The 22,231-nt window shown below is 39.9% G+C and carries 17 protein-coding genes; 4 read left to right on the top strand and 13 right to left on the bottom strand.

The genetic code is table 11. The features are described 5' to 3' along the window. The first annotated feature begins 224 nt into the window (after nt 1–224). Nucleotides 225–620, top strand: coding sequence for a hypothetical protein (locus N780_RS04960; RefSeq protein ID WP_036780934.1), 396 nt, complete (start codon nt 225–227; stop codon nt 618–620). A gap of 720 nt (nt 621–1,340) precedes the next feature. Here N780_RS04960 and lpdA read toward each other — a convergent pair. From lpdA to N780_RS04985, 5 genes are all read right to left on the bottom strand, one after another. Continuing rightward, nucleotides 1,341–2,747: a dihydrolipoyl dehydrogenase gene (gene lpdA / locus N780_RS04965; RefSeq protein ID WP_036780937.1), complete on the bottom strand. Its 1,407-nt coding sequence runs from the start codon at nt 2,745–2,747 to the stop codon at nt 1,341–1,343. 4 nt (nt 2,748–2,751) lie between these two features. Further along, on the bottom strand, nt 2,752–4,047 hold the full coding sequence (locus N780_RS04970) for a dihydrolipoamide acetyltransferase family protein (RefSeq protein ID WP_036780940.1): 1,296 nt from the start codon (nt 4,045–4,047) through the stop codon (nt 2,752–2,754). Between the two features lie 27 nt (nt 4,048–4,074). Continuing rightward, a complete protein-coding gene (locus N780_RS04975) occupies nt 4,075–5,052 on the bottom strand; it encodes an alpha-ketoacid dehydrogenase subunit beta (RefSeq protein WP_036780942.1) in 978 nt (325 codons plus the stop codon). Between the two features lie 3 nt (nt 5,053–5,055). After that, nucleotides 5,056–6,135, bottom strand: coding sequence for a pyruvate dehydrogenase (acetyl-transferring) E1 component subunit alpha (gene pdhA / locus N780_RS04980; RefSeq protein ID WP_036780944.1), 1,080 nt, complete (start codon nt 6,133–6,135; stop codon nt 5,056–5,058). Between the two features lie 433 nt (nt 6,136–6,568). Further along, nucleotides 6,569–7,339: a YkyA family protein gene (locus N780_RS04985; RefSeq protein ID WP_084599352.1), complete on the bottom strand. Its 771-nt coding sequence runs from the start codon at nt 7,337–7,339 to the stop codon at nt 6,569–6,571. A gap of 248 nt (nt 7,340–7,587) precedes the next feature. On the opposite strand from N780_RS04985, the gene def reads away from it, so the two are divergent. Beyond that, complete coding sequence (gene def, locus N780_RS04990; protein ID WP_036780946.1) at nt 7,588–8,142, top strand: peptide deformylase; 555 nt, start codon at nt 7,588–7,590, stop codon at nt 8,140–8,142. A 279-nt stretch (nt 8,143–8,421) separates the two neighbouring features. Here the strand turns inward: def and N780_RS04995 are convergent, their stop codons facing one another. Both N780_RS04995 and N780_RS05000 read right to left on the bottom strand, forming a co-directional pair. Next, complete coding sequence (locus tag N780_RS04995) at nt 8,422–9,204, bottom strand: Cof-type HAD-IIB family hydrolase (protein ID WP_036780948.1); 783 nt, start codon at nt 9,202–9,204, stop codon at nt 8,422–8,424. Beyond that, complete coding sequence (locus N780_RS05000; protein WP_036780951.1) at nt 9,179–10,087, bottom strand: DMT family transporter; 909 nt, start codon at nt 10,085–10,087, stop codon at nt 9,179–9,181. The genes N780_RS04995 and N780_RS05000 overlap by 26 nt, the downstream gene beginning before the upstream one ends. 478 nt (nt 10,088–10,565) lie before the next feature. Here N780_RS05000 and N780_RS05005 point away from each other — a divergent pair, with 478 nt between their 5' ends. Together N780_RS05005 and rnjA are read left to right on the top strand one after the other, a co-directional pair. Then, nucleotides 10,566–10,775 (top strand): DNA-dependent RNA polymerase subunit epsilon, encoded by a 210-nt coding sequence (locus tag N780_RS05005; protein WP_036780953.1) that lies wholly within the window; start codon nt 10,566–10,568, stop codon nt 10,773–10,775. Nucleotides 10,776–10,778: 3 nt separating this feature from the next. After that, on the top strand, nt 10,779–12,446 hold the full coding sequence (gene rnjA / locus N780_RS05010) for a ribonuclease J1 (RefSeq protein ID WP_036780954.1): 1,668 nt from the start codon (nt 10,779–10,781) through the stop codon (nt 12,444–12,446). A 695-nt stretch (nt 12,447–13,141) separates the two neighbouring features. Here the strand turns inward: rnjA and N780_RS05020 are convergent. From N780_RS05020 to N780_RS05045, 6 genes are all read right to left on the bottom strand, one after another. Further along, the gene (locus N780_RS05020) at nt 13,142–14,869 is read right to left on the bottom strand and encodes a pyruvate oxidase (protein ID WP_036780959.1); all 1,728 of its coding nucleotides are present in this window, start codon (nt 14,867–14,869) and stop codon (nt 13,142–13,144) included. Nucleotides 14,870–14,990: 121 nt separating this feature from the next. Further along, nucleotides 14,991–15,662, bottom strand: a complete 672-nt coding sequence (locus N780_RS05025) for a potassium channel family protein (RefSeq protein ID WP_036780961.1) — start codon at nt 15,660–15,662, stop codon at nt 14,991–14,993. Between the two features lie 156 nt (nt 15,663–15,818). Then, nucleotides 15,819–16,832, bottom strand: a complete 1,014-nt coding sequence (locus tag N780_RS05030) for a cytochrome d ubiquinol oxidase subunit II (protein WP_036780963.1) — start codon at nt 16,830–16,832, stop codon at nt 15,819–15,821. Then, nucleotides 16,829–18,181 carry a cytochrome ubiquinol oxidase subunit I gene (locus N780_RS05035; RefSeq protein ID WP_036780965.1) on the bottom strand — a complete coding sequence of 451 codons (1,353 nt, stop codon included), beginning with the start codon at nt 18,179–18,181 and terminating at the stop codon, nt 16,829–16,831. Before N780_RS05035 ends, N780_RS05030 begins: the two co-directional genes overlap by 4 nt. 430 nt (nt 18,182–18,611) lie before the next feature. Then, nucleotides 18,612–20,441 carry an ABC transporter ATP-binding protein gene (locus tag N780_RS05040; RefSeq protein WP_036780968.1) on the bottom strand — a complete coding sequence of 610 codons (1,830 nt, stop codon included), beginning with the start codon at nt 20,439–20,441 and terminating at the stop codon, nt 18,612–18,614. Between the two features lie 12 nt (nt 20,442–20,453). Further along, nucleotides 20,454–22,211, bottom strand: a complete 1,758-nt coding sequence (locus N780_RS05045; RefSeq protein ID WP_036780971.1) for an ABC transporter ATP-binding protein — start codon at nt 22,209–22,211, stop codon at nt 20,454–20,456. Between the last annotated feature and the right edge of the window lie 20 nt (nt 22,212–22,231).

Genomic DNA, 22,231 nt, shown 5'->3' on the forward strand with positions numbered 1-22,231 from the left:
GTAAATAACCACTCCAAAAGATAAAGAGGACATTATATAAAAACCAATATTTCCTGCTCAATTCTAACCACCTCCCCTACTCGGACATGCTTTATTACAGTATATGTTTCAGACATGTAGAGTATTTTTCATTTAGATAACATTTAGATAACATTAGGAGAATAAAAGAAAATGTCTGATACAATGAACATAACAATATAGCAAGTAGGTAGGTGAAGCATGTTTTGAGCATGAAGTGGCTTCCATTGGCATTTTTATTAGTCCTATTTACTGGATCATGCACGGACCAACAAGATGCTTCCGTGGATGTATATAAAATGAATCCAACAGAAGATTATGAAGTTTTCTTCTACTCGAATAAGGCTACAATTGAGCTAGAAGAAGAATATATTAACGCACTCTTAGAATTAAAATTGTCAAATGATAATCATACGTCTCCTCTTACCCTGACGAAAACCCGGTCTACAACAGAAGCCAAAGAGAGAAAAACAATCCATCAATATCCAGCATTAGTCATACAAAGAGAAGGAAGTACAATGGCAACCATTTCTGGCAAGAAAGCAAAGAATGACATTCTTAAAGTCATAAACGATTCCATACAAAAGCTCCCCTCCTCCTAAAACGTTACCACATCGGTAACGTTTTTTTGTCCTGATGGTATTTATTCTCATAAAATTGCCCCCCCTTAAATGGATGACTCGAAGTTTAGATGGTTTTGTTATGCGATAGATGGAGAGAGTCGTTTCCGTTAACCTAAATAAAGCGTAAGGTGGGCCTGGAAATCACTCGCTTTCCGCGGCCTCACATGACGTGGGGTCGTTCGACGTTGTCACAGGACGTGACGGTCTTAGTCGAACTTCCTCTATCTTTTAACAGCCTCCTCGGGAAACCACCCTGCGGGGTCTCGTCGACCTCTTTCCCTCGCAGGAGTCTCGCAATTTCCAGGCCCACCTTTGCCAAATATGAATAGACGAAAACGAGCAATAATTGGGAGTTTGGGGGCTTAAGAGCAACTTCAATAAGCGGGTCCGTTCACTTAATTAGCATCAGGGCAGGCTTGGGGACTGCGAGACTCCCGCGGGGTAAGGAGCTTAGGGGAGACCCCGGAAAGAGCGTAGCGATTGAGGAGACTTCCCAGCTCCCCGCAGGAAAGCGAGTTGTCCCCAAGCCTGCTCAACCACTATTCTAGCAACGGACCTATCCTGACCAAGTTTCTTGGCTTCGAGGTTTTCAAGACTGCCGCCCTATTCCTGAATAAGCATATAAGCAAGACCAACAACATTAAATTAAACATAAAAAATCCCCTGATCGGTACGATCAGGGGATTTTGATATAAAAGATTAGACAGTGTGAATTGGTTTACCTAGAGCTACTTCTGCAGCTTCCATAGAGATCTCACCAAGAGTTGGGTGAGCATGGATTGTAAGAGCTAAGTCTTCTGCAGTCATGCCAGATTCGATCGCTAAACCTAGTTCAGCAATCATGTCACTAGCGTTTGCACCAGCGATTTGAGCACCAATAACAAGACCGTCGTCTTTACGAGTTACTAGCTTCAAGAAGCCATCTGTGTTGTTAAGAGAAAGCGCACGTCCATTCGCAGCGAATGGGAACTTAGCAGCTTTCACTTCGTAACCAGCATCTTTTGCTTCTTGTTCAGTGTAACCAACGCTTGCAAGTTCTGGCTCAGAGAATACAACAGCTGGGATGCCGTGGTAATCAATTTCAGAAGCAAGGCCACTAATTGCTTCAGCCGCGATCTTACCTTCGTAAGATGCTTTGTGAGCAAGTGGAGGTCCAGCAACGATATCGCCAATTGCATAGATGTTGTCCACATTAGAGCGACACTGTTTGTCGATCTTGATTAGGCCTTTATCATCCATTTCTACACCAGCTTGTTCTAAACCAAGCTCGTCTGTGTTAGGCTTACGACCTACTGTTACAAGAACGTAATCTGCATCAACTTTTTGAGTTTCACCTTTAGCTTCGTAACTTACTGTTACGCCACTATCTGTTTCCTCAACACCTTGAGCCATTGCGTTTGTAACGATGTTAACACCTTTGTTCTTAAGGTTCTTTTTAACAAGCTGACGCATTTGTTTTTCGAAACCTAAAAGAATGTCATCTTGACCTTCAAGAATCGTTACTTCTGTACCGAAGTTTGCATATGCAGTACCAAGTTCAGTACCGATATACCCACCACCGATAACAACCATTTTCTCAGGAATCTCATCAAGGTTAAGAGCACCTGTTGAATGGATTACACGCTCACTGTATTTAAACGTAGGAAGCTCGATTGGACGAGAACCTGTTGCAATAATACAGTTGTTGAACGTATACGTTTGAGCATTCTTCTCGTCCATAACACGTACAGTATTTTTGTCTACGAAGAATACTTCACCTTTTACGATGTCAACTTTGTTTCCTTTAAGAAGGCTTTCAACACCGCTAGTCAGTTTGTTTACTACTTGGCCTTTCCACTCTTGAACTTTAGAGAAGTCAACAGAAACGTTTTCTGTTTTAATTCCCATTTCGTCAGCACCATGTGCGTGCTCGTAGCGGTGACCAGCTTGGATTAGTGCTTTAGATGGGATACACCCAACGTTTAAACAAACACCACCAAGATTACCTTTGTCTACAATTGTTACGTTTTGACCTTCTTGAGCGGCACGGATGGCAGCTACATAGCCACCAGGTCCAGCACCGACAACAAGCGTGTCAAGTTCGATTGGAAAATCTCCTACTACCATACGATTACGCCTCCATCATGATTAGTTGTGGATCGTTCAGTAAACGTTTGATTTGGTTCATTGCGTTCTGTGCAGTCGCACCATCGATTAGACGGTGGTCGAAGCTTAGAGATAATGCAAGAACCGGAGCTACGACTACTTCGCCATCTTTAACAACTGGTTTTTCTGCAATACGGCCGATACCAAGGATTGCAACTTCTGGGTGGTTAATAACAGGTGTGAACCACTGACCACCAGCAGAACCAATGTTTGTGATTGTGCAAGAAGCGCCTTTCATCTCCTCACCTGATAGTTTACCATCACGTGCTTTTCCTGCCAATTCATTGATTTCAGAAGAAATACCAAAGATTGACTTACGGTCAGCATCTTTAACAACTGGTACAACAAGACCTTTATCAGTGTCTGCAGCAATACCGATGTTGTAGTAGTGCTTGTGTACGATTTCTTGAGTTTCATCATCTAGAGAAGTATTCAAGATTGGGTACTTCTTAAGTGTTGAAACTAGAGCACGTACTACGTATGGAAGGTACGTAAGTTTGATATCTTGATCTGCAGCAACTTGTTTAAACTTCTTACGGTGAGCAACTAGCTCAGTTACGTCTACTTCATCCATAAGTGTAACGTGAGGAGCTGTTTGCTTAGAGTTAACCATTGCTTTAGAGATCGCTTTACGCATACCGCTCATCTTCTCACGAGACTCTGGGTACTGACCTTGAGGTGCAGCTTGTGTTTGAGTCTCTGCGTCTTCTTGAGCTGGAGCTTCATCAGCTTCTGTTTCAGTTGCTTCAGAAGTTTGACCACCGTTTAGGTAAGCGTCAATGTCTTCTTTAAGAATACGGCTATTCTTACCAGACCCAGATACTTTCGCAATATTCACGTTGTTCTCACGTGCGTATTTACGAACCGATGGCATTGCAATCACGCGCTTGTCGCTTGCTTCGTCATCTTGTGCAGCTGGTTCTTGCTCTTGGTCATTTTGAGTAGATTCTTCTTTAGGAGCTTCTTCTTGCTTCTCCTCTTCTTTAGAACCTTCATCAGAACCGCCAGTGTTGTCTTCATAATCAGGTGCGTCAAATGTGATAATAACCGTACCTACAGTTGTAACTTCACCTTCGTCAACGTGAACGTCTGTAACCGTACCATCAACTGGAGAAGGGATTTCTACAACTGCTTTATCGTTTTGGACTTCGCAAAGAACATCGTCTTCTTTAACTTCGTCACCTTTTTTTACAAACCATTTTGCAATTTCGCCTTCGTGGATACCTTCACCGATATCCGGTAGCTTAAATTCGTAAGCCATTATGATTCCCTCCTATCGTAAGTTGGATTAAAAGTTCATTACTGTATTTACTTTTTCAAGGATGTCGTTGTGGTTTGGTAACCAAACTTCCTCAGCTGAAGAGAATGGATAAACTGTGTCAGGTGCTGCTACACGAAGAACTGGAGCTTCTAGGTGTAAGATTGCACGTTCTTGAATTTCAGAAGCAACGTGTGCAACGATACCCGCTTGCTTTTGAGCTTCTTGAATAACTACGACACGGTTCGTTTTCTCTACGGATTCAATGATTGTTTCATAATCTACTGGGCTTACTGTACGTAAGTCGATTACTTCAGCATCAACACCGTCTTTTTCTAACTGTTCTGCAGCTTTAAGAGCAGAGTGAACCATAGCACCGTATGCTACTAATGTAACGTCTTTACCTTCACGCTTAACGTCTGCTTTACCTAATTCAATTGTGTATTCTTCTTCAGGTACTTCGCCACGGAATGAACGGTAAAGTTTCATGTGCTCTAAGAAGATAACAGGATCGTTGTCACGGATAGACTGGATAAGAAGTCCTTTCGCATCATATGGAGTTGATGGGATAACAACTTTAAGTCCAGGCTGTTGCGCCATTAGTCCTTCTAGAGAATCCGCGTGTAGTTCAGGTGTGTGTACACCACCACCAAATGGAGAACGTACTGTTACAGGCATGTTGTAAGAATTACCAGAACGGTAACGGTAACGTGCCATTTGACCGCTGATTGCGTCCATTACTTCAAATACGAAACCAAAGAACTGAATCTCAGGTACCGGACGGAATCCTTGAAGTGCTAGACCAATTGCCATACCACCAATACCAGACTCAGCTAGTGGTGTGTCAAATACGCGATCTTCACCAAAGTCAGCTTGAAGACCTTCAGTCGCACGGAATACACCGCCGTTTTGACCAACGTCTTCACCGAAGATAAGCACGTTTTCATCATTTTTAAGCTCTGTGCGCATTGCATCAGTAATAGCTTGGATCATTGTCATTTGTGCCATGGCTTACTTCGACTCCTTTTCTTTATATTCTTCCATTTGATCTTGTAGGTTTTGTGGAAGTTCTTCGTGCATAAGAGAAATTAGGTCAGTAACCTTTTGTTTTGGTTGCTCATCTGCTTTCTTAATCGCAGCTTTAATTTCTTCTTTAGCGTTTTCGATTACTTCATTTTCTTTATCTTCAGACCATAGGCCTTTAGCTTCTAAGAATTTACGGAAACGAACTAATGGGTCTTTCTTTTCCCATTCGTTTTCTTCATCTTCAACACGGTAGCGAGTTGGGTCGTCCCCTGCCATCGTGTGTGGACCGTAACGGTAAGTTAACGTCTCAATTAGAGTCGGGCCTTCACCGTTGATTGCACGCTCACGAGCATCTTGAGTAGCTTTGTAAACTGCAAGAACGTCCATGCCGTCTACTTGTACGCCATCGATACCAGCTGCAACAGCTTTTTGAGCAATAGTTTGCGCAGCAGACTGCTTTTCAACTGGAACAGAGATTGCATAGCGGTTGTTTTGTACGATGAAGATCGCAGGAGCACCAAATGCACCAGCAAAGTTCATACCTTCGTAGAAGTCACCTTGAGAAGCGCCACCGTCACCAGTGTACGTAACAGCAACATTTTTCTTACCGCGTTTCTTCATACCAAGTGCTACACCAGCAGTTTGTGTGATTTGAGCACCGATAATAATTTGTGGGCTTACTGCGTTAACTTCGCCCATTTGGTTACCGTGGAAGTGACCACGAGAGAATAGGAATGCTTGGTATAGTGGAAGGCCATGCCAGATTAACTGAGGCACATCACGATATCCTGGTAGTAAGAAATCTTCTTTCTCCATAGCAAAATGACTTCCTAGCTGAGAAGCCTCCTGTCCAGCTGTTGGAGCGTAGAATCCTAAGCGTCCTTGACGGTTTAAAGCAATTGAGCGTTGGTCAAGAATACGAGTATACACCATACGGCGCATTAACTCTTGTAAGTCTTCATCAGAAAGATCAGGCATAGCGTCTTGGTTCACAACTTCGCCGTCTTCGTTTAAGATTTGAAACGTTTCAAATTGGTTTTCAACATTTTCGATCGTGCGTTTCAAAGTTCTTCACCTCTTCCTTTCTTATCCATATTAAATTTACTTTTATTAGCTTTCCCAAAAGCAAAAAAAATGTGTACCGAATTTGCTCTTATAATGTTTACCCTCACTTTGAGGAACATAATCGTTTTATAGCAGCTTATATAAGTATCTGTTTCATACGTCTGGCAAAAAGTAATGGTACAACTTTTTCAACACTTAGTAGTTTAGCTTATGAAGAACTATTTCGTCAAACACTTTGTTCCCACTAACGAATAATTCGTTCCCATCCTTCAAAAAGATCAGTCACACCCAAATGCTCCCATATCTGTATCAGTGTATTTTCAACACTGTATCAATAACAGCTAACGAAATGGAGACAGACATTCTTTTGTTCCTCTTTCACAAAGCCCATGACAAGGCATTAAATAAAAATAAGCTGTCCTATATGGACAGCTTATTTTTCGTCATTATTCTGATCTTCTTCTGATTGATCCTCATTCGTTTCTGAACTTCCATCTTCCTCTGATGAAGAATTATCTGAAGAGTTTGTTTGGTCTTCTTCTGAAGAATCATCAAAATCAATGTTTAATTCTGCAGCTTCATAGAACTCTCTTTTTAGGTCATTGTACTCTTTTGTAAGCTTATTAAAGCTTTCGTTCTTCTCAATGACAGTCTCGTAACTCTTGTTAATCTTATCAACTTGTTCCTCTAACTTTTCTTGAGTCAATTCTTGATCTTGGAACATATTATAAAGTTCTTTATCAAGTTCATTAGATTTCTCATATGCTTTATAAAGTTCCTGATATGCGTCAAATCGTTTATTGAATGCTTCTACTAGTTCATTTGCTTTTTCTTTTGCTTCATCAGACTCTAAATCCTCTATGAGGGGTTTTACATTATCGAATTCCTCTTTAGCTGATTCAATGCTTTCTTTCTCAACTTCAAGCTTTTCCTGACGTTTCTTTACAATCTCTAATGCTTCTTGAGATAATTTTTCAATTTCCTCAAATTCTTTCATTCCAAGATTGATAATTTCGTTATAAAGTTCCGTTTCTTGTTGTTCTAATTGAACAAGTGGGTCTTGCTGGTCCTTGAATGTATCTTCTAATGTCACAGCTTGCTCTAGATGGTCGTACATTTGTTCAGCAGCAGACGGACCATTATTACACGCAGTGAGAAGGACAGCAGATAGTACCAGTACAGAGATTAATTTTCCTAAGCGCAATGTCTATTTCCTCCTTAAGGCGTTTCATCCTCCCAAATTGAAAGAATCTTCACCAGTATATCATATATAATCAACAAAAAGTTACAAAACTGTTACATCTATGCATATTATGTAACAGAATGTTCCATTCGTACTTTATGCAAATAAAAAGCAAACATACCCCAAGATGATGCCAAATATTCCATACCAGCTTCTTTGTGTGGTACACTATACATTATGAACAAGCTAGAAAGGATTGTGTAAATCTTATGATTACTATGGATGATATCGTTCGTGAAGGGCATCCAGTCCTACGCGAAGTAGCTGACGAAGTCACATTGCCTCCTACAGAAGAGGAGCAACAACTATTAGAAGAAATGCTTCAATTTATAAAGAACAGCCAAGATGATGAACTAGCTGCTCAATACAACTTACGCCCGGGCGTCGGTATTGCAGCACCACAAATTAATATTAGCAAACGCATGTTGGCTGTTCACTTTACTGACTTTGACGATAAAGTGTATAGCTACGGATTATTTAATCCGCGAATTGTCAGCCACTCGGTTGAAAAAGCATACTTATCCTCTGGGGAAGGTTGCTTATCAGTAGATCGTGATGTACCAGGTTATGTTCCTCGTTACGCTCGAATTACTGTTAAAGGAACAGATCTTGAAGGGAACGAAGTTAAACTTCGCCTCCGTGGTATGGCAGCTATTGTGTTCCAACATGAAATTGATCATTTAAATGGTGTAATGTTTTATGATCATATTAATAGTGATAACCCATTCCAAGAGCCAGAAAACGCTTCAGTGATCGATTCTTAATAAGCTTGGATCCTAACTAAAGTCACTTATCACATTAAACAAAGAACGGAAGTACCGTTTAATTGTCATAACGAAACGTTCTGGGATATCCAGGACGTTTCTTGTTTCTCATCTATACCGTAAACTTCCTTTTATAATAATCCCCTACTCTTTCAAGGTATAAACCCTCATTGAATCACATTATAAACAAGATAAAAATAAGCTCCTTGATACTATAGGAGGCGAAATCGACAAGATTTCGCCTATGAATATCATTATTAACTTATAGCCTCACGTAAGTTAATCATCTTTCAACAGACCAACTAAACGAAAACCATGCGAAAGTCCATTATCAGAAACATCTTTTGTCACATAGTTTGCTACTGCTTTGATTTCGTCTGAAGCATTCCCCATTGCAATACCATTTGCCACAAAGCCTAACATTTCGCGGTCATTCAATCCATCTCCAAAAGCATATGTATTACGTTGTTCTACACCTAACACCTTCATAAAATGTTTAATCCCTTCTGCTTTAGACCCACCTCGCGGGATTACATCTATTGAATAATCATGCCAACGTATAAAGTCCAACTGACGTGGTTGTTCTTTGTATTGCCCCTCTTCACCATGTTGACAAAAAAGTAAAGCTTGATAAATGGATTTGCCTTTATAGAAATGGGGATCAATTTCAGGATAAGATAACTTTAAGCTTCCTATACTCTTTGAGATATGATTGTGCTCTCCAACAGATGCCCTCATACCTTCTTCATTAAGGAAGACCATTGGGTGTCCAGTTTCATTGGCCTGAGTATATAAGGCTTCTAAATCATCTTCTATCAAAGGGTTTTCGTATATAACCCTTCCATCATGTACAACGTACTGACCGTTAAAACTTATATATGAATGAATGCCTAGTTCATCCCTAAGATCAGCAAACATAAATGGAGCTCTTCCAGTAGCAATAGCTACTTCCACTCCCTCAGCTTGGAGGCGAGCGATGGACTTTTTTGCCTCCACCGGAATTTCTTTATTGTGATCCACTATTGTTCCATCAATATCAAGAAACACGAGTTTGTTGCTCATGTTGTTTCCCCCTTTTTGAATCCTTCATCTCTTGAGCTAAGTATACTCCTATAAGGATAAGAGCAAGCCCAAATACCATTTGATAGGTAAGTGTTTCGTTCAGAAAAACAGATCCCCATACGAGAGCAGACACGGGCACAAGATAAGTTACCATAGTTGCAAATTCAGCAGACCCTCTTTGAATGAGATAATAAAAAATATAGATGCCCACGCCAGAACCAAATACGCCCAAGCCGATTAAAGCACCAAATATAGAAGGATCTGATACTAAACTCCACTTAATCGTACCACTCATCTCAGCAAAAATGAATGCATATAAAGATGCCAGGGTCAATGTCACGGCTGCAACTGTTATTGAAGATACCTCATGCAAATGCCTTTTTATGTATTGAGAGGAGAAACCGTAACAAACAGCAGCAGCAACCATAGTACCTATACCTGCCAAGCCGTTTTTAAACAAACTCGAATTACCAAGGTCTGAGAGAATAATGATCCCTATAAAACCAACCATAATACCAAACCATTGTTTTCCACTTACTCTAATCCCAAAGCACAGCAACCCGATGATCCCTGTCCATATCGGTGTTGTTGCATTTAAAACAGATGCTAAACTTGAGGAAATATTCGTTTCACTTAAGGCTATGAGCCCCCAAGGTAGAGCATTATTTGTCAGACCGACTAATAGCAAGGACCCCCAGGGAAGTTTAGATAACTGATGCTTCCCATGCCAAATATAAATTCCCCATAACACAGTAGCACCAAATGTACAGCGCCAAAACACAACTTCCCAAATCATCATAGACGAGACCAAAATTTTAATAAATAAAAACGACGTACCCCAAATGAGAGAAAGTGCTACTAAACCTATATAAAGTCTCTTCAAATAACCCCTTCCTTCCTATAATCCTTTTTAATGTAAAGGAATTTCCATCCAAATTCAATAAGGGCTAAAAATTCTAAGAAAAACACCCTTAAAGAACTATTTTGTGGAGCATACTACAAGAAAGAATAAGAAAAAGTAAAATTCTCTTTAACCTATCTATTCATTTCTAGCTTAAAAGGTACTATACTAGAGATAAGAGGGATATGGTCGGCAATACGTTTTTTTACAGCTTTTCTTCGTATAAGGAAAGGAGTTGTATGACATAATGTTAAAACGTTTGAAGAAAAAGCTTAAAAATCGTTGGAAAGATATCTTGAGTCGAAAATTGTATGCTTAAGCTTTCACTTTATGATGCGGTGGATTACTACAATCTCTTAGCTATAACATTCTATTGTTACCATATAGGTGCAAAACGTGCTATTATATTTACAGGACAAGAATACGGAAATTACTAGGAAGTTAGGAGAGATTTATAATTATGATCTTTAAAGTATTATTTCAAGAAAGGGCTGAAGAAGCTCCTGTTCGAGAACGAACCAAGAGTCTTTATGTAGAAGCAAATACAGAACGTGAAGTACGAACAAAACTGGCCGATCGCAATATCAATATCGAATATGTTCAAGGGTTAAAGGAAGACCACTTAGCATATGAAAAACAATCTGAAGATTTCGAAGTGGAGAATATATAACCTATGAAGTTTGTTAAAAACGACCAAACCGCTGTATTTGCACTAGGCGGTCTAGGTGAGATCGGTAAAAATACGTACGGCGTTCAGTTCCAAGATGAGATCATTTTGATCGATGCGGGGATTAAGTTTCCTGAAGATGAACTACTTGGAATTGATTACGTCATCCCAGACTACACTTACTTAGTGCAAAACCAAGATAAAATTAAAGGGTTATTCATTACCCACGGCCACGAAGACCACATTGGCGGGATTCCTTATTTGCTTCGCGAATTAAACATCCCGATCTACGGTGGCAAATTAGCGATCGGATTAATTAAGAACAAATTAGAAGAGCATGGTCTTTTACGAAATGCGAAACTTCATACGATTCAAGAAGATGAAATCGTTAAATTCCGTAAAACGTCTGTGACATTCTTCCGTACAACGCACAGTATTCCTGACTCCTATGGTATCGTAGTAAAAACCCCTCCAGGGAACGTTGTTCACACTGGAGACTTCAAGTTCGACTTCACACCAGTGGGCGAACCTGCAAACTTGCAAAAGATGGCTGAGATCGGAAAAGAAGGTGTACTTTGCCTTTTATCTGACAGCACAAACAGTGAAATCCCTGATTTCACACTTTCTGAAAGTCGCGTAGGCGAAAGCATTAACGATATCTTTACTAAAGTAAAAGGTCGTGTAATCTTTGCAACCTTCGCTTCAAACATCCACAGATTACAACAAGTCGTGGAAGCATCCGTTCAACATAATCGTAAAGTAGCTGTTTTTGGACGTAGTATGGAAGCCTCAATCAATATTGGTATTGAATTAGGTTATATTAACGCTCCTAAAGATACGTTCGTAGAACCTTCACAAATCAATCGACTTCCAGCACACGAAGTAACGATTCTTTGTACAGGTTCTCAAGGCGAGCCAATGGCTGCCCTATCTCGTATCGCCAACGGCACACACCGCCAAATTCAAATTATGCCAGGAGACACTGTAGTATTCTCCTCTTCCCCTATTCCAGGGAACACTGTAAGTGTAAGCCGCGTCATTAACATGTTATATCGTGCTGGTGCAGAAGTTATTCACGGTTCATTAAACGACATCCATACCTCTGGTCATGGTGGTCAGCAAGAGCAAAAACTTATGCTACGTTTAATTCAACCGAAATTCTTCATGCCAATTCACGGAGAGTTCCGGATGCAGAAACAGCACGCTAAATTAGCTCAAGAAATCGGAATGGACCCAAGTGATTGCTTTATCGCAGACAACGGTGATGTCCTTGCCCTTGGTAAAGATAATGCTATGATTGCTGGTAAAATTCCATCTGGCTCCATCTATGTAGATGGTAGCGGTATCGGTGACATCGGTAACATTGTTCTCCGCGATCGCCGCATCCTTTCTGAAGAAGGACTTGTGATTGTCGTTGTAAGCATTAACATGAAAGAATTCAAAATTGCTTCAGGACCTGACATCATATCCCGCGGGTTCGTTTACATGAGAGAATCAGAAGACCTTATTAACGAAGCTCAAAAAATTGTTTCCAAGCATCTTGATAAAGTTATGGAACGACGCACAACTCAGTGGTCTGAGATTAAGAACGAAATCACAGACACCATCGCTCCATTCCTTTACGAGAAAACAAAACGTAAACCAATGGTCTTACCTATCATTATGGAAGTGTAAGACACCCTCTTAACGGTTTACCTTATACGAATCGTAAAACAATATGTCATACAACAAGCCCCCATCCATTAGGATGGGGGCTTCCTTTTTCCCTTGTCGTTATTTCTTTATAATAAGATTGTTGAAGACTCGCGGCTAAGATACTTGGTTATGTTTGGTCCGTTGCCTGAAGAGTGGTTGGGCAGGCTTGGGGACAACTCGCTTTCCTGCAGGGAGCTGGGAAGCCTCCTCGTTCGCTTCGCTCTCTGTGGGGTCTCCCCTAGGCTCCTTACCCTGCGGGAGTCTCGCAGTCCCCAAGCCTGCCCTGACGTTAATGAGGTGAACGGACCAGCTTATTATAGTTGCTCTAAAGCCTCCAAATCTTCCAAACGTGGTGAATTTCCGTCTCTCCCCCTTTGGCAAAGGTGGGCCTGGAAATTGCGAGACTCCTGCGGGAGAAAGAGGTAGGCGAGACCCCGCAGGGTGGTTTTCCCGAGGAGGCTCGACAACTCGCCCGCGGAAAGCGAGTGATTTCCAGACCCACCTTCCGCTCCATTATAGCTGACGGAAACCTCTTTCCATATATCGCAATACATCTCTATCACAGTTTCAAGTCTTCCATATAAGGGGGCTTATATGGTAGAAAAACTAACAACAAATTTGAACAGAGTCATAAAAAACGAGTGTGGAACTATATGTCCCACACTCGAAAAGAATTAGTTAAACAAACGTTTCGTCGCTGTCTTCAACGGTGGTAATTCAATTTTACCACTTTCAAAGAACTCTTTAATTAAATACTCTGTATAATGAACCGCTTGCTTATATCCAATATTCCCCGGAAGTGGCGCTTGGTCCTCTATTGCAACGTCAATAATAGCTGGTTTGTCAGAGAGGAAGGCTTTTTGCATAGCTCCTTCAAGGTCTTCCCTTTTCTCAACACGATAGCCTTCACCACCACAACTTTCTGCAAATTTAGCGAAGTCCATGTCACCTAATTCTGTTGCATAATGAAGGTGTCCCATAGCTTCCTGCTCGTATTGAATCATACCAATCTTACTATTATTTAAAACAATAACTTTAAGGGGTAATTTGTATTTCACCGCTGTGATGAAGTCCTGCATGTTCATGGCAAAACCACCATCACCACATACAGCAATAGATTGACGATTAGGATATGCTAGTTGTCCGGCGATTGCACCTGGTAAACCACACCCCATCGTGGCTAACCAACCTGATATCACCATCTTCTGGCGAACCATAGATAGATATCTTGCGACCCATACCGTCACGTTTCCTACATCACTTGATATGATGGCATCTTCAGGCATAATTTTCTCTAGTTCATACATAACTTGAGGTCCGTTAATTGGATCGGTGTTTGCACGCTTTTGCATTTGCATACTTACACGCCACTCATCCATCTGTCTTTGATATTTTTCAAGATGTTCATGATTATCCTTTGTTTCTATATGATCATTCAACCATTGAAGTGTATCTTTCGTGCTTCCTGCAAGGCCAATTTGGACAGGATAGTGTTTGCCGATTTTACTTGGGTCGATATCTATCTGTATGGCCTTTGTATCTTTAGGCAGAAAATCACGATAAGGGAATGATGTACCAATCATTAGAAGCAAGTCTGCATCTTTCATTGCATTATAAGCTGGTTGTGTTCCAATTTGACCATGTTGCCCCATGCAAAGGGGATGGTTGTCTGGAATTATCCCTTTGGCTAATAACGATAAAATGACAGGGGAATGAATCGTCTCTGCAAATTTCACTAATTCCTCTTGTGCATGAGCGGCACCTTTACCCGCTAAGATAACAGGCTTCTCTGCAGCAGCAATTGCCTCTTTTGCTTCAATCAGGGATTTCTCAGACGGAAAGACTTCTGTTTTTGCATAGACAGATGACGTTAATTTCTCTTCATACTTTTGCTTTACAGCTGATAGATCATCTGGAATGACAAGAACGGATACACCGTTGTTTACATATGCTTCCCTTAACGCTTGATTGACTAAGTCTGGGAGCTGTTGTGCGCTTTGCACCCGTTTATTAAATACAGCAACACCATCAAACATACGTTCTAAATTCTCTTCTTGGAAAGCCCCTGTCCCTACTTCTTCACTTGGAACCTGACCAACAAGAGCGAGTACTGGAGCACTGTCAGCTTTTGCATCATAAAGGCCATTTACTAGGTGAGTAGCCCCTGGACCACCAATTGATAAGCAAACGCCAACTTTCCCTGTTAACTTGGCATAGGATGAAGCCGCAAGTGCCCCGACTTCTTCATGTCGAACTTGAATAAATTGTAGTTCATCTTGACGACTGCGGAAATCATCCATAAGTTCATTTATGGAATCTCCAGGCATCCCATAAATATGGTCAATCCCCCAGTCATCTATAAGTAAGTTGGTTATAATTTCTCCAGTTCTTTTTTCGAACATAGCGATTCATCCTTTCTAAGTACAATACTTTAATGCTATGCCCGTTCTGAGGCAGAAAAAAACTTTTTTATGATAGAAAAAAGACAGCACTCTAAATGAGAGCGCTGTCTTCTAAACATTTTTATTCATCATCTTCTACTACTAAGTTCTTCTCAAAACGAGAAATATCTTTATCTTCCCCAATAATAATGAGTACATCTTCTTCTAAAATTACTTCTGATGCTAGTGGAGAAACATTGATTTCTTTATTTCTCTTTATGCCGACTACGTTACAACCGTAACGAGCACGAATGTCCAAGTCTACTAACGTTTTTCCAATCATTTTCTTTCCGGCCTTAACTTCTACAACTGAATGATCATCTGATAATTCTAAGTAATCTAGAACGTTATTTGAAATGATATTATGTGCAATTCGTTTACCCATATCTCGTTCCGGGTGAACCACTTGGTCAGCACCGATCTTATTTAACACTTTTTCGTGATAATCATTTTGGGCTTTAACAGTAATCTTCTTAATACCTAATTCCTTTAACATTAGTGTAGTAAGGATACTAGCTTGCTGATTATCACCTATGGCTACGATTACGTGGTCAATATTTCGTATTCCTAATTCTTTTAGAACGTTTTCATCTGTAGAGTCCGCAATGACAGCATGGGAGGCGATATCTTTATATTCATTCACCTTATCTTCATCAAGGTCTATAGCCAAAACTTCCATTCCTTCGCGGCTTAATTCCTTACATATACTACCGCCAAATCGGCCAAGACCGATAACTGCATATTCTTTCTTCATGCCTGTTCCCCCATTCTTTCACATTTACCTTACATCATATTATCATAGATCTCTTTGATATGGAAAGTTCATCTCGGATAAAACAACCACAGCTCACAAAAGTGAAGTCAGCCCATAGATAAAGAGACGTTCTTATTAAGAACGCCTCTCATTAAATTACTTTTTCCCTTTTACATATTCTGCATCAAATAAAAACATGCGCATTAAAAGAATAAGAGAAGGGATGAGAAGAAGCAACCCTGCAATAAATACAATTACAAGCGCAAGCCCCATTGCTTCATTCGTAACAGAACTCTCTATCGTAATAAACGGTTCTAACAGATATGGTAAGTGCCCAGCTCCGTATCCAAAGAAAGCAAAGAAAAACTGGAACATAACAAATATAAAGGCTAGACCATAACGTTTTTGTTGATAAACAAGAAGTAAAGCACCTAAAAAGAATGCCACACTAAGACCAAACATCCACCATAAATCAAGCATATTCTCAAAATGACGAGCGTTATGCTGACTCATAGCTATAAATGTAGTCAAACTAGCGATAATAGTCGGGGATCCCCAGAAAAGCGTATATTTCCTCATTAATTCAAGAGCTGGCTGATCATTAGCTTTTGATGCATAGTAAGTTAAGAAGGCTGCACTAATAAACAAGACGGATACAATGGCAAGGAATACCACGCTCCATGAATAGGGACTCGTTAACAGCTCACCTGTTAGTAGGCGCACTCCATCTTCGGTTTCTTCGATAAAGCCTCCTTCTGATATGGTCATGGCTGTGCTTAATGAAGCTGGAATTAGTAAACCTGTTGCTCCATATAAAAACATAAAGAAATTACTTTTCTTAGACCCATAGTTTTCAAATGCGTAAAATGAACCCCGGATTGCAATTAAAACAATAGCAATACTTCCTGGTATGAGTAAAGACTGTCCAAAGTAATAGGCGGAATCCGGAAAAAAGCCTACAAGACCAACGAAAAAGAAAACAAAAAACACGTTTGTTACTTCCCATACCGGCGAAAGATACCTGCTGATTAACTGATTAATAATATGATCTTGCTTTGTCGTTTTGGCGTAGTAAGCAAAGAAGCCTGCGCCAAAGTCAACAGATGCTACGATTAAATAGCCGTATAAAAAAATCCACAGCACCGTAATCCCTATCATTTCATAACTCATTTTTGACCTCCTCGCTTCGCTACATCTGGATACCTTTTCTCTAACTCTAGCTCTGCGGGATTATTCTTAAACATCTTACGTAAGACAGATATAGCTCCTCCTCCAAGTACAATGTACAAGCCAAGAAATAGTATGAACATCCAGCCTACGTGAGGAGAAGTAGTCGCTCCTTCTGCCACCTTCATAAACCCTCTCAATATCCAAGGTTGGCGGCCTACTTCCGCAAAGATCCAACCAAACTCAATAGCAAGCATTGCACCAGGTCCATTAATGACAATAAGCCATAGAAGCCATTTATTATTCTCATTCCACTTCTTAAGTTTTGAGAACAGCAAGTACAAGAAGGAAACGCCTAAAGCGTACATTCCAAGCATCACCATAAGGTCAAACATGTAATGAATCCATAGTGGAGGTGTTTCATCTTCTGGAAATTCATTTAAACCCGTTACTTCACTGTCAAATGATCCATGAGCAAGGAAGCTTAATGCATTAGGAAGACGAAGTGCATTTTCCACTTCATTATCTTCATTCAACGTTCCAAATAAGATTAAATCCGCATTCTTCTCTGTCTCAAAGTGCCATTCCGCTGCTGCTAATTTCTCTGGCTGTTCATTAGCTAGGAATTTAGCTGAGAGGTCTCCGGCAATAGCTGTAGTAATAGCAAAAATAAACGTAGCTATCATCGTAAGTTTCAAGGCCTTCTTATGATAGTCAGAAGCATTCTTTTTCAAGATCGCAAAAGCTGCTATAGCTGCTAGTATTGCAGCAGATGTTAAGTAGCTTGAAGATACGACGTGAAACACTTTCGTTGGTGTTGCGGGATTAAACATAGCTGCTAAAGGGTCGACATTCGTAAGCGTTCGACCTTCAAGGTCAAATCCTTGTGGTGTATTCATAAACGCATTCACAGTGGTAATAAAGAAAGCAGACATTGTAGCACCTATTACAACTGGTATGGAGAGTAACCAGTGGTAAATTGGATTTTTGAAACGGTCCCATGTATACAAGTAGATTCCTAAAAATATAGCTTCAAAGAAAAATGCAAATGTCTCCATAAATAAAGGAAGTGCTATGACATTTCCGGCAAACTGCATAAATTTAGGCCATAACAAAGAAAGCTGTAGCCCTATGGCAGTACCAGTTACAACACCTACCGCAACAGTAATGGTGAAACCACGCGTCCACCTTCTTGCAAGCAATGTGTAATTAGCATCCTTCTTCTTAATACCTATAAATTCAGCTATTGAGATCATGACTGGGATCCCAACACCTACTGTTGCAAATATAATATGGAAAACCAGTGTTAAACTCGTTAACATCCGGCTCATCATGGCACTATCTAATTCCATTGAGTATGACCTCCCCTATATAAGTAAAGTTCATTATTATTTTATTATTTCATTACTCTATTTCCATCGTAATAATAGTATAAACCCTCTAACTAGCCCGTTGGGAATGAACGAATGACAGTTTTGTGACACATTTCACAAACTCATTTAAATAAAAAAAGCTTCTCTTTCATGTTTACTGTCAATCAAGTGATTAGCAATCCCCTTCCTTCTAACTTCATTTTCAGATATTATAACGATCTACCATTATTCTTTTCAAAAAATATGCCCACTCTCCAATTAGGGGAGGTTCGAAAGACCAGAACTTATTAAAGTAAAAGGTCTCGTTTACAACAAACGGTGTCCTAGCTCTGTCCTAGTTTAGAAATTAAACCTAATTACACAAGAATAAACCTCTAACTTTTTATAAAGTTAGAGGTTTTTTTAGAGATTACATCGCATCAAGCATTTGGAATTGAGTCTTTACTAAATCAAAGTACTCTCCTTTTTGCTCCATCAACTCACTATGATTCCCTTGTTCTAAAATCCTGCCGTGTTCAAGCACTATGATATTATCGGCGTCACGGATCGTAGACAAGCGGTGAGCGATAATTATTGCTGTTCTACCTTTTAATAAACGGTTTAACGCTTCTTGAATTTTCACTTCTGTTTCTGTATCTATTGATGAGGTTGCTTCATCTAATATTAATATTTTTGGATCAGCCAGCAATGCCCTGGCGAAGGATAATAGTTGACGTTCCCCAGCAGAGAGTATATTTCCCCTTTCCTCTACCTCCGTCTCATAACCATTTGCAAGCCGTTGAATAAAGCCATCAGCCCCGACTACTTTAGCAGATTCCATAACTTCTTCATCTGTAGCATCCGGACGTCCAAATCGAATATTCTCCATAATCGTTCCTGAGAATATGAATGTATCTTGTAGAACTACACTAATTTGTTGCCTGACGCTATTTAACTTGACATCTCTCAAATCTTGCCCGTCTATTTTAACAGACCCGTTCGTAGGGTCATAAAAACGACTAATAAGATTGGCAATTGTTGATTTACCGCTACCAGTATGACCAACAAGAGCTACTGTCTGACCTTGCTTAATTTCTAAAGAGATGTCATGTAAAGCAACGCGATCTTCGTCATAAGAGAAACGGACATGATCAAAATCAATGTGCCCTCTCATGTCTTTCAATTCAATCGCATCTTTTCGCTCTTCAACATTAGGCTCTTCATCTAAAAATTCAAATATACGCTCTGAAGCAGCCATCGCCATTAGAAGCTGGTTATACATTTGACCAAGTCTTGAGATTGGTTCCCAGAACATACCCAAGAAGGTCGAGAACGTAACAAAAGTACCTACTGTTATTTGCCCATTAATGATGAGGAACGCACCATACGAAATAAGGATAACCGTTCCGACTGCGTTACTCATTTCTACAAACGGGCGGAACATCGCACTTTTCTTAGTTGCATTACGCCAAGATTCAAAGTTGTCACTATTGACCCCGTCAAAATACTCAGTATTCTCTTTCTCCTGTGAAAATGACTGAGTTATCCGAATCCCTTGTATACTTTCATTTAAATGAGAATTTAAACGAGACTGCTGTATGCGAACATCTTGCCAAGACCTACGAATATTTCGTCTAAGTTTGGTTGAAATAAAGAACATAATCGGCAAGATAACCATAATCGCTAGCGCAAGCTTAGGACTCAATACTAGCAGGATAACAACAATACCAATTAAAGTTACGACGTCCATTAACAAATTGATAATTCCGTTGGTGAACAGTTCTTGAAGTGAGTTAATATCGTTCATAATTCGAACGAGAATCGATCCCGCTGATCGGTTATCAAAAAACTTATGACTCAATCGTTGAACGTGGGAGAACAAATGTTTACGTAAGTCGTATATGACATTCTGCCCTAAAATATTTACCCACCTTATACGTAACGTGTTCCCCACATAGCTCAGCACGTATAAAATGGAGATTCCTACAACAAGTTGAACTAAAAGATTAGGATCTTCCCCTTTTATAGCCATATCAATCGCAACTTTACCAATTAACACTGGAACTATAAGCCTTACGATGGTGGAAATGAGCATCGCTATGATAGCAGCTGGTAACAGCCGTTTAGAATAAGGCTTTACATATTGAAGCATACGAGCCATTTGCTTCCAGTTAAACTGCTTTTCGATTGCTTGGTCTTGTGTATATTTGAACCGTTGTAAATGAGGACTCTTGTATTCTTGCTTTGGTGCTTTCGCCATCTTTCTCCCCCCTTAGACTTGACTTGAAGCTTGCAATATAGCTTCTTTATCTTGATATTGTATATCATAGATACGCTGGTACGGACCTCCGTTGCCTAATAACTCATCATGAACACCACGCTCTACGATTCGACCATCTTCTAAAACTAAAATTTCATCCGCGTGTTTTAAAGATGATATACGGTGAGCAATGATAAATGTTGTACGACCTTCCATTACCTCTTTTAATGCTTTTTGAATTTGCAGTTCTGTTTCCATATCAACTGCCGATGTTGCATCATCCAGCACAAGAATACTCGGATCAATTAAGATCGCACGAGCAATGGCAACGCGCTGCTTTTGACCACCGGATAGCCCCATACCTCGTTCTCCTAATAAAGTATCGTAACCATTCGGCATTTCGAGAATAAAGTCATGTGCCTGTGCTCTTTTAGCTGCATCAATAATGTCTTCCATTGAAGCTTCTGGATTTCCATACGCAATATTCTCTTTAATCGTTGTAGAGAATAAGAAAGATTCTTGTAGAACAAATCCGATATTACTCCTTAATTCTTTCAGACCATAATTTTGAACAGGCTTCCCGTCCACTAAAACTTGACCTTGTTCAGGCTCATAAAAACGAGTGATTAGCTGAGTAATACTTGTTTTTCCAGACCCAGTAGCTCCGATCAAGCCAATGGTTTTCCCAGGTGGAGCGTCAAAGCTTATATCTTTCAATGCTGAATCATCATCTTCCTCATAAGAAAGCGTAACGTCCTTAAACGTCACATGGCCATTCAATCGTTTTTGACGAATGGCTTCCGGGATCTCTTGAATGTCTTCTGTTGCTTCAAGAATCTCTAATAATCGTTCTCCTGAAGCTTTTGATTGAGAAAACAAATTAATTACGAATCCAAAGTTCATAAGTGGCCCTAGAATGTACCAGATTAGGTTAAAGAAAGCCACCAGCACTCCAATTGTTACCTCACCTTGAATATACAAATAGCCACCGAAACCTAATAACGCTACAACGCTAATATTCCCTATAAACTCCATAAGCGGGAAATACTTAGCCCAAATATTTGAGGTAGAAAGATAATTCTGACGATAGTCATCGTTTTTATCTGTGAATCGTCCTACTTCAAAATCTTCTCGTGACAATGATTTCACCGTATTCATTCCACTAATATTCTCTTGAACACGTGTATTCAACCGACCAAACGCTTTACGAATCCCTCTAAAGGCGGGGTGTACTCTTTTATCAAAACGGTAGACTACTACTGCCAAGAATGGCATAGAGGCCATCGTTACTAATGCAAGGGGGATAGAATAATAGAACATTACGCTTAAACTTATGACTATTAAGGAAACAATCCTAATAAATTCTGCAAACCCAAAAGATAAAAAGAAACGGAACGCTTCTACATCAGCTGTCAGACGAGACATCAAATCTCCCGTACGAGCATTATCATAATAACGAAATGGTAAGCGCTGAAGCTTTTTATAAAGACCATCTCGAAGGGTATAAACTGATTTTATTCCAAATAAATCCCCTAAGTATTGTTGAATGTAAGTCGCTACTCCTTTTAGAATCATAAGACCAAAGAATATAGCTGCTAAATATGGTATAAGATTATAACGTCCTGGATCTACGACATCATCAATCGTGTACTTCAATACAATGGGATAGACCACCGTTACCCCTGTTACAATAAGCAGAAAAAATAAGGATATAAAGAAATACCGTTTGAATGGTAAGTAATACATTTTTAGCTTTTTAAATGTATCCAAAATGACCCCTCCTTTTAATG

The organism is Pontibacillus chungwhensis BH030062 (assembly GCF_000770675.1).
Classification (GTDB): domain Bacteria; phylum Bacillota; class Bacilli; order Bacillales; family BH030062; genus Pontibacillus; species Pontibacillus chungwhensis.

Bases quoted from the DNA above. Each gene is read 5' to 3' on its own strand.
- def (WP_036780946.1), top strand. From the start codon at position 7,588: ATGATTACTATGGATGATATCGTTCGTGAAGGGCATCCAGTCCTACGC.
- N780_RS05030 (WP_036780963.1), bottom strand. From the start codon at position 16,832: ATGAGTTATGAAATGATAGGGATTACGGTGCTGTGGATTTTTTTATAC.
- N780_RS04995 (WP_036780948.1), bottom strand. From the start codon at position 9,204: ATGAGCAACAAACTCGTGTTTCTTGATATTGATGGAACAATAGTGGAT.
- N780_RS05035 (WP_036780965.1), bottom strand. From the start codon at position 18,181: ATGGAATTAGATAGTGCCATGATGAGCCGGATGTTAACGAGTTTAACA.
- rnjA (WP_036780954.1), top strand. From the start codon at position 10,779: ATGAAGTTTGTTAAAAACGACCAAACCGCTGTATTTGCACTAGGCGGT.
- N780_RS04970 (WP_036780940.1), bottom strand. From the start codon at position 4,047: ATGGCTTACGAATTTAAGCTACCGGATATCGGTGAAGGTATCCACGAA.
- N780_RS05040 (WP_036780968.1), bottom strand. From the start codon at position 20,441: ATGGCGAAAGCACCAAAGCAAGAATACAAGAGTCCTCATTTACAACGG.
- N780_RS05020 (WP_036780959.1), bottom strand. From the start codon at position 14,869: ATGTTCGAAAAAAGAACTGGAGAAATTATAACCAACTTACTTATAGAT.
- N780_RS05005 (WP_036780953.1), top strand. From the start codon at position 10,566: ATGATCTTTAAAGTATTATTTCAAGAAAGGGCTGAAGAAGCTCCTGTT.
- lpdA (WP_036780937.1), bottom strand. From the start codon at position 2,747: ATGGTAGTAGGAGATTTTCCAATCGAACTTGACACGCTTGTTGTCGGT.
- N780_RS04975 (WP_036780942.1), bottom strand. From the start codon at position 5,052: ATGGCACAAATGACAATGATCCAAGCTATTACTGATGCAATGCGCACA.
- N780_RS05025 (WP_036780961.1), bottom strand. From the start codon at position 15,662: ATGAAGAAAGAATATGCAGTTATCGGTCTTGGCCGATTTGGCGGTAGT.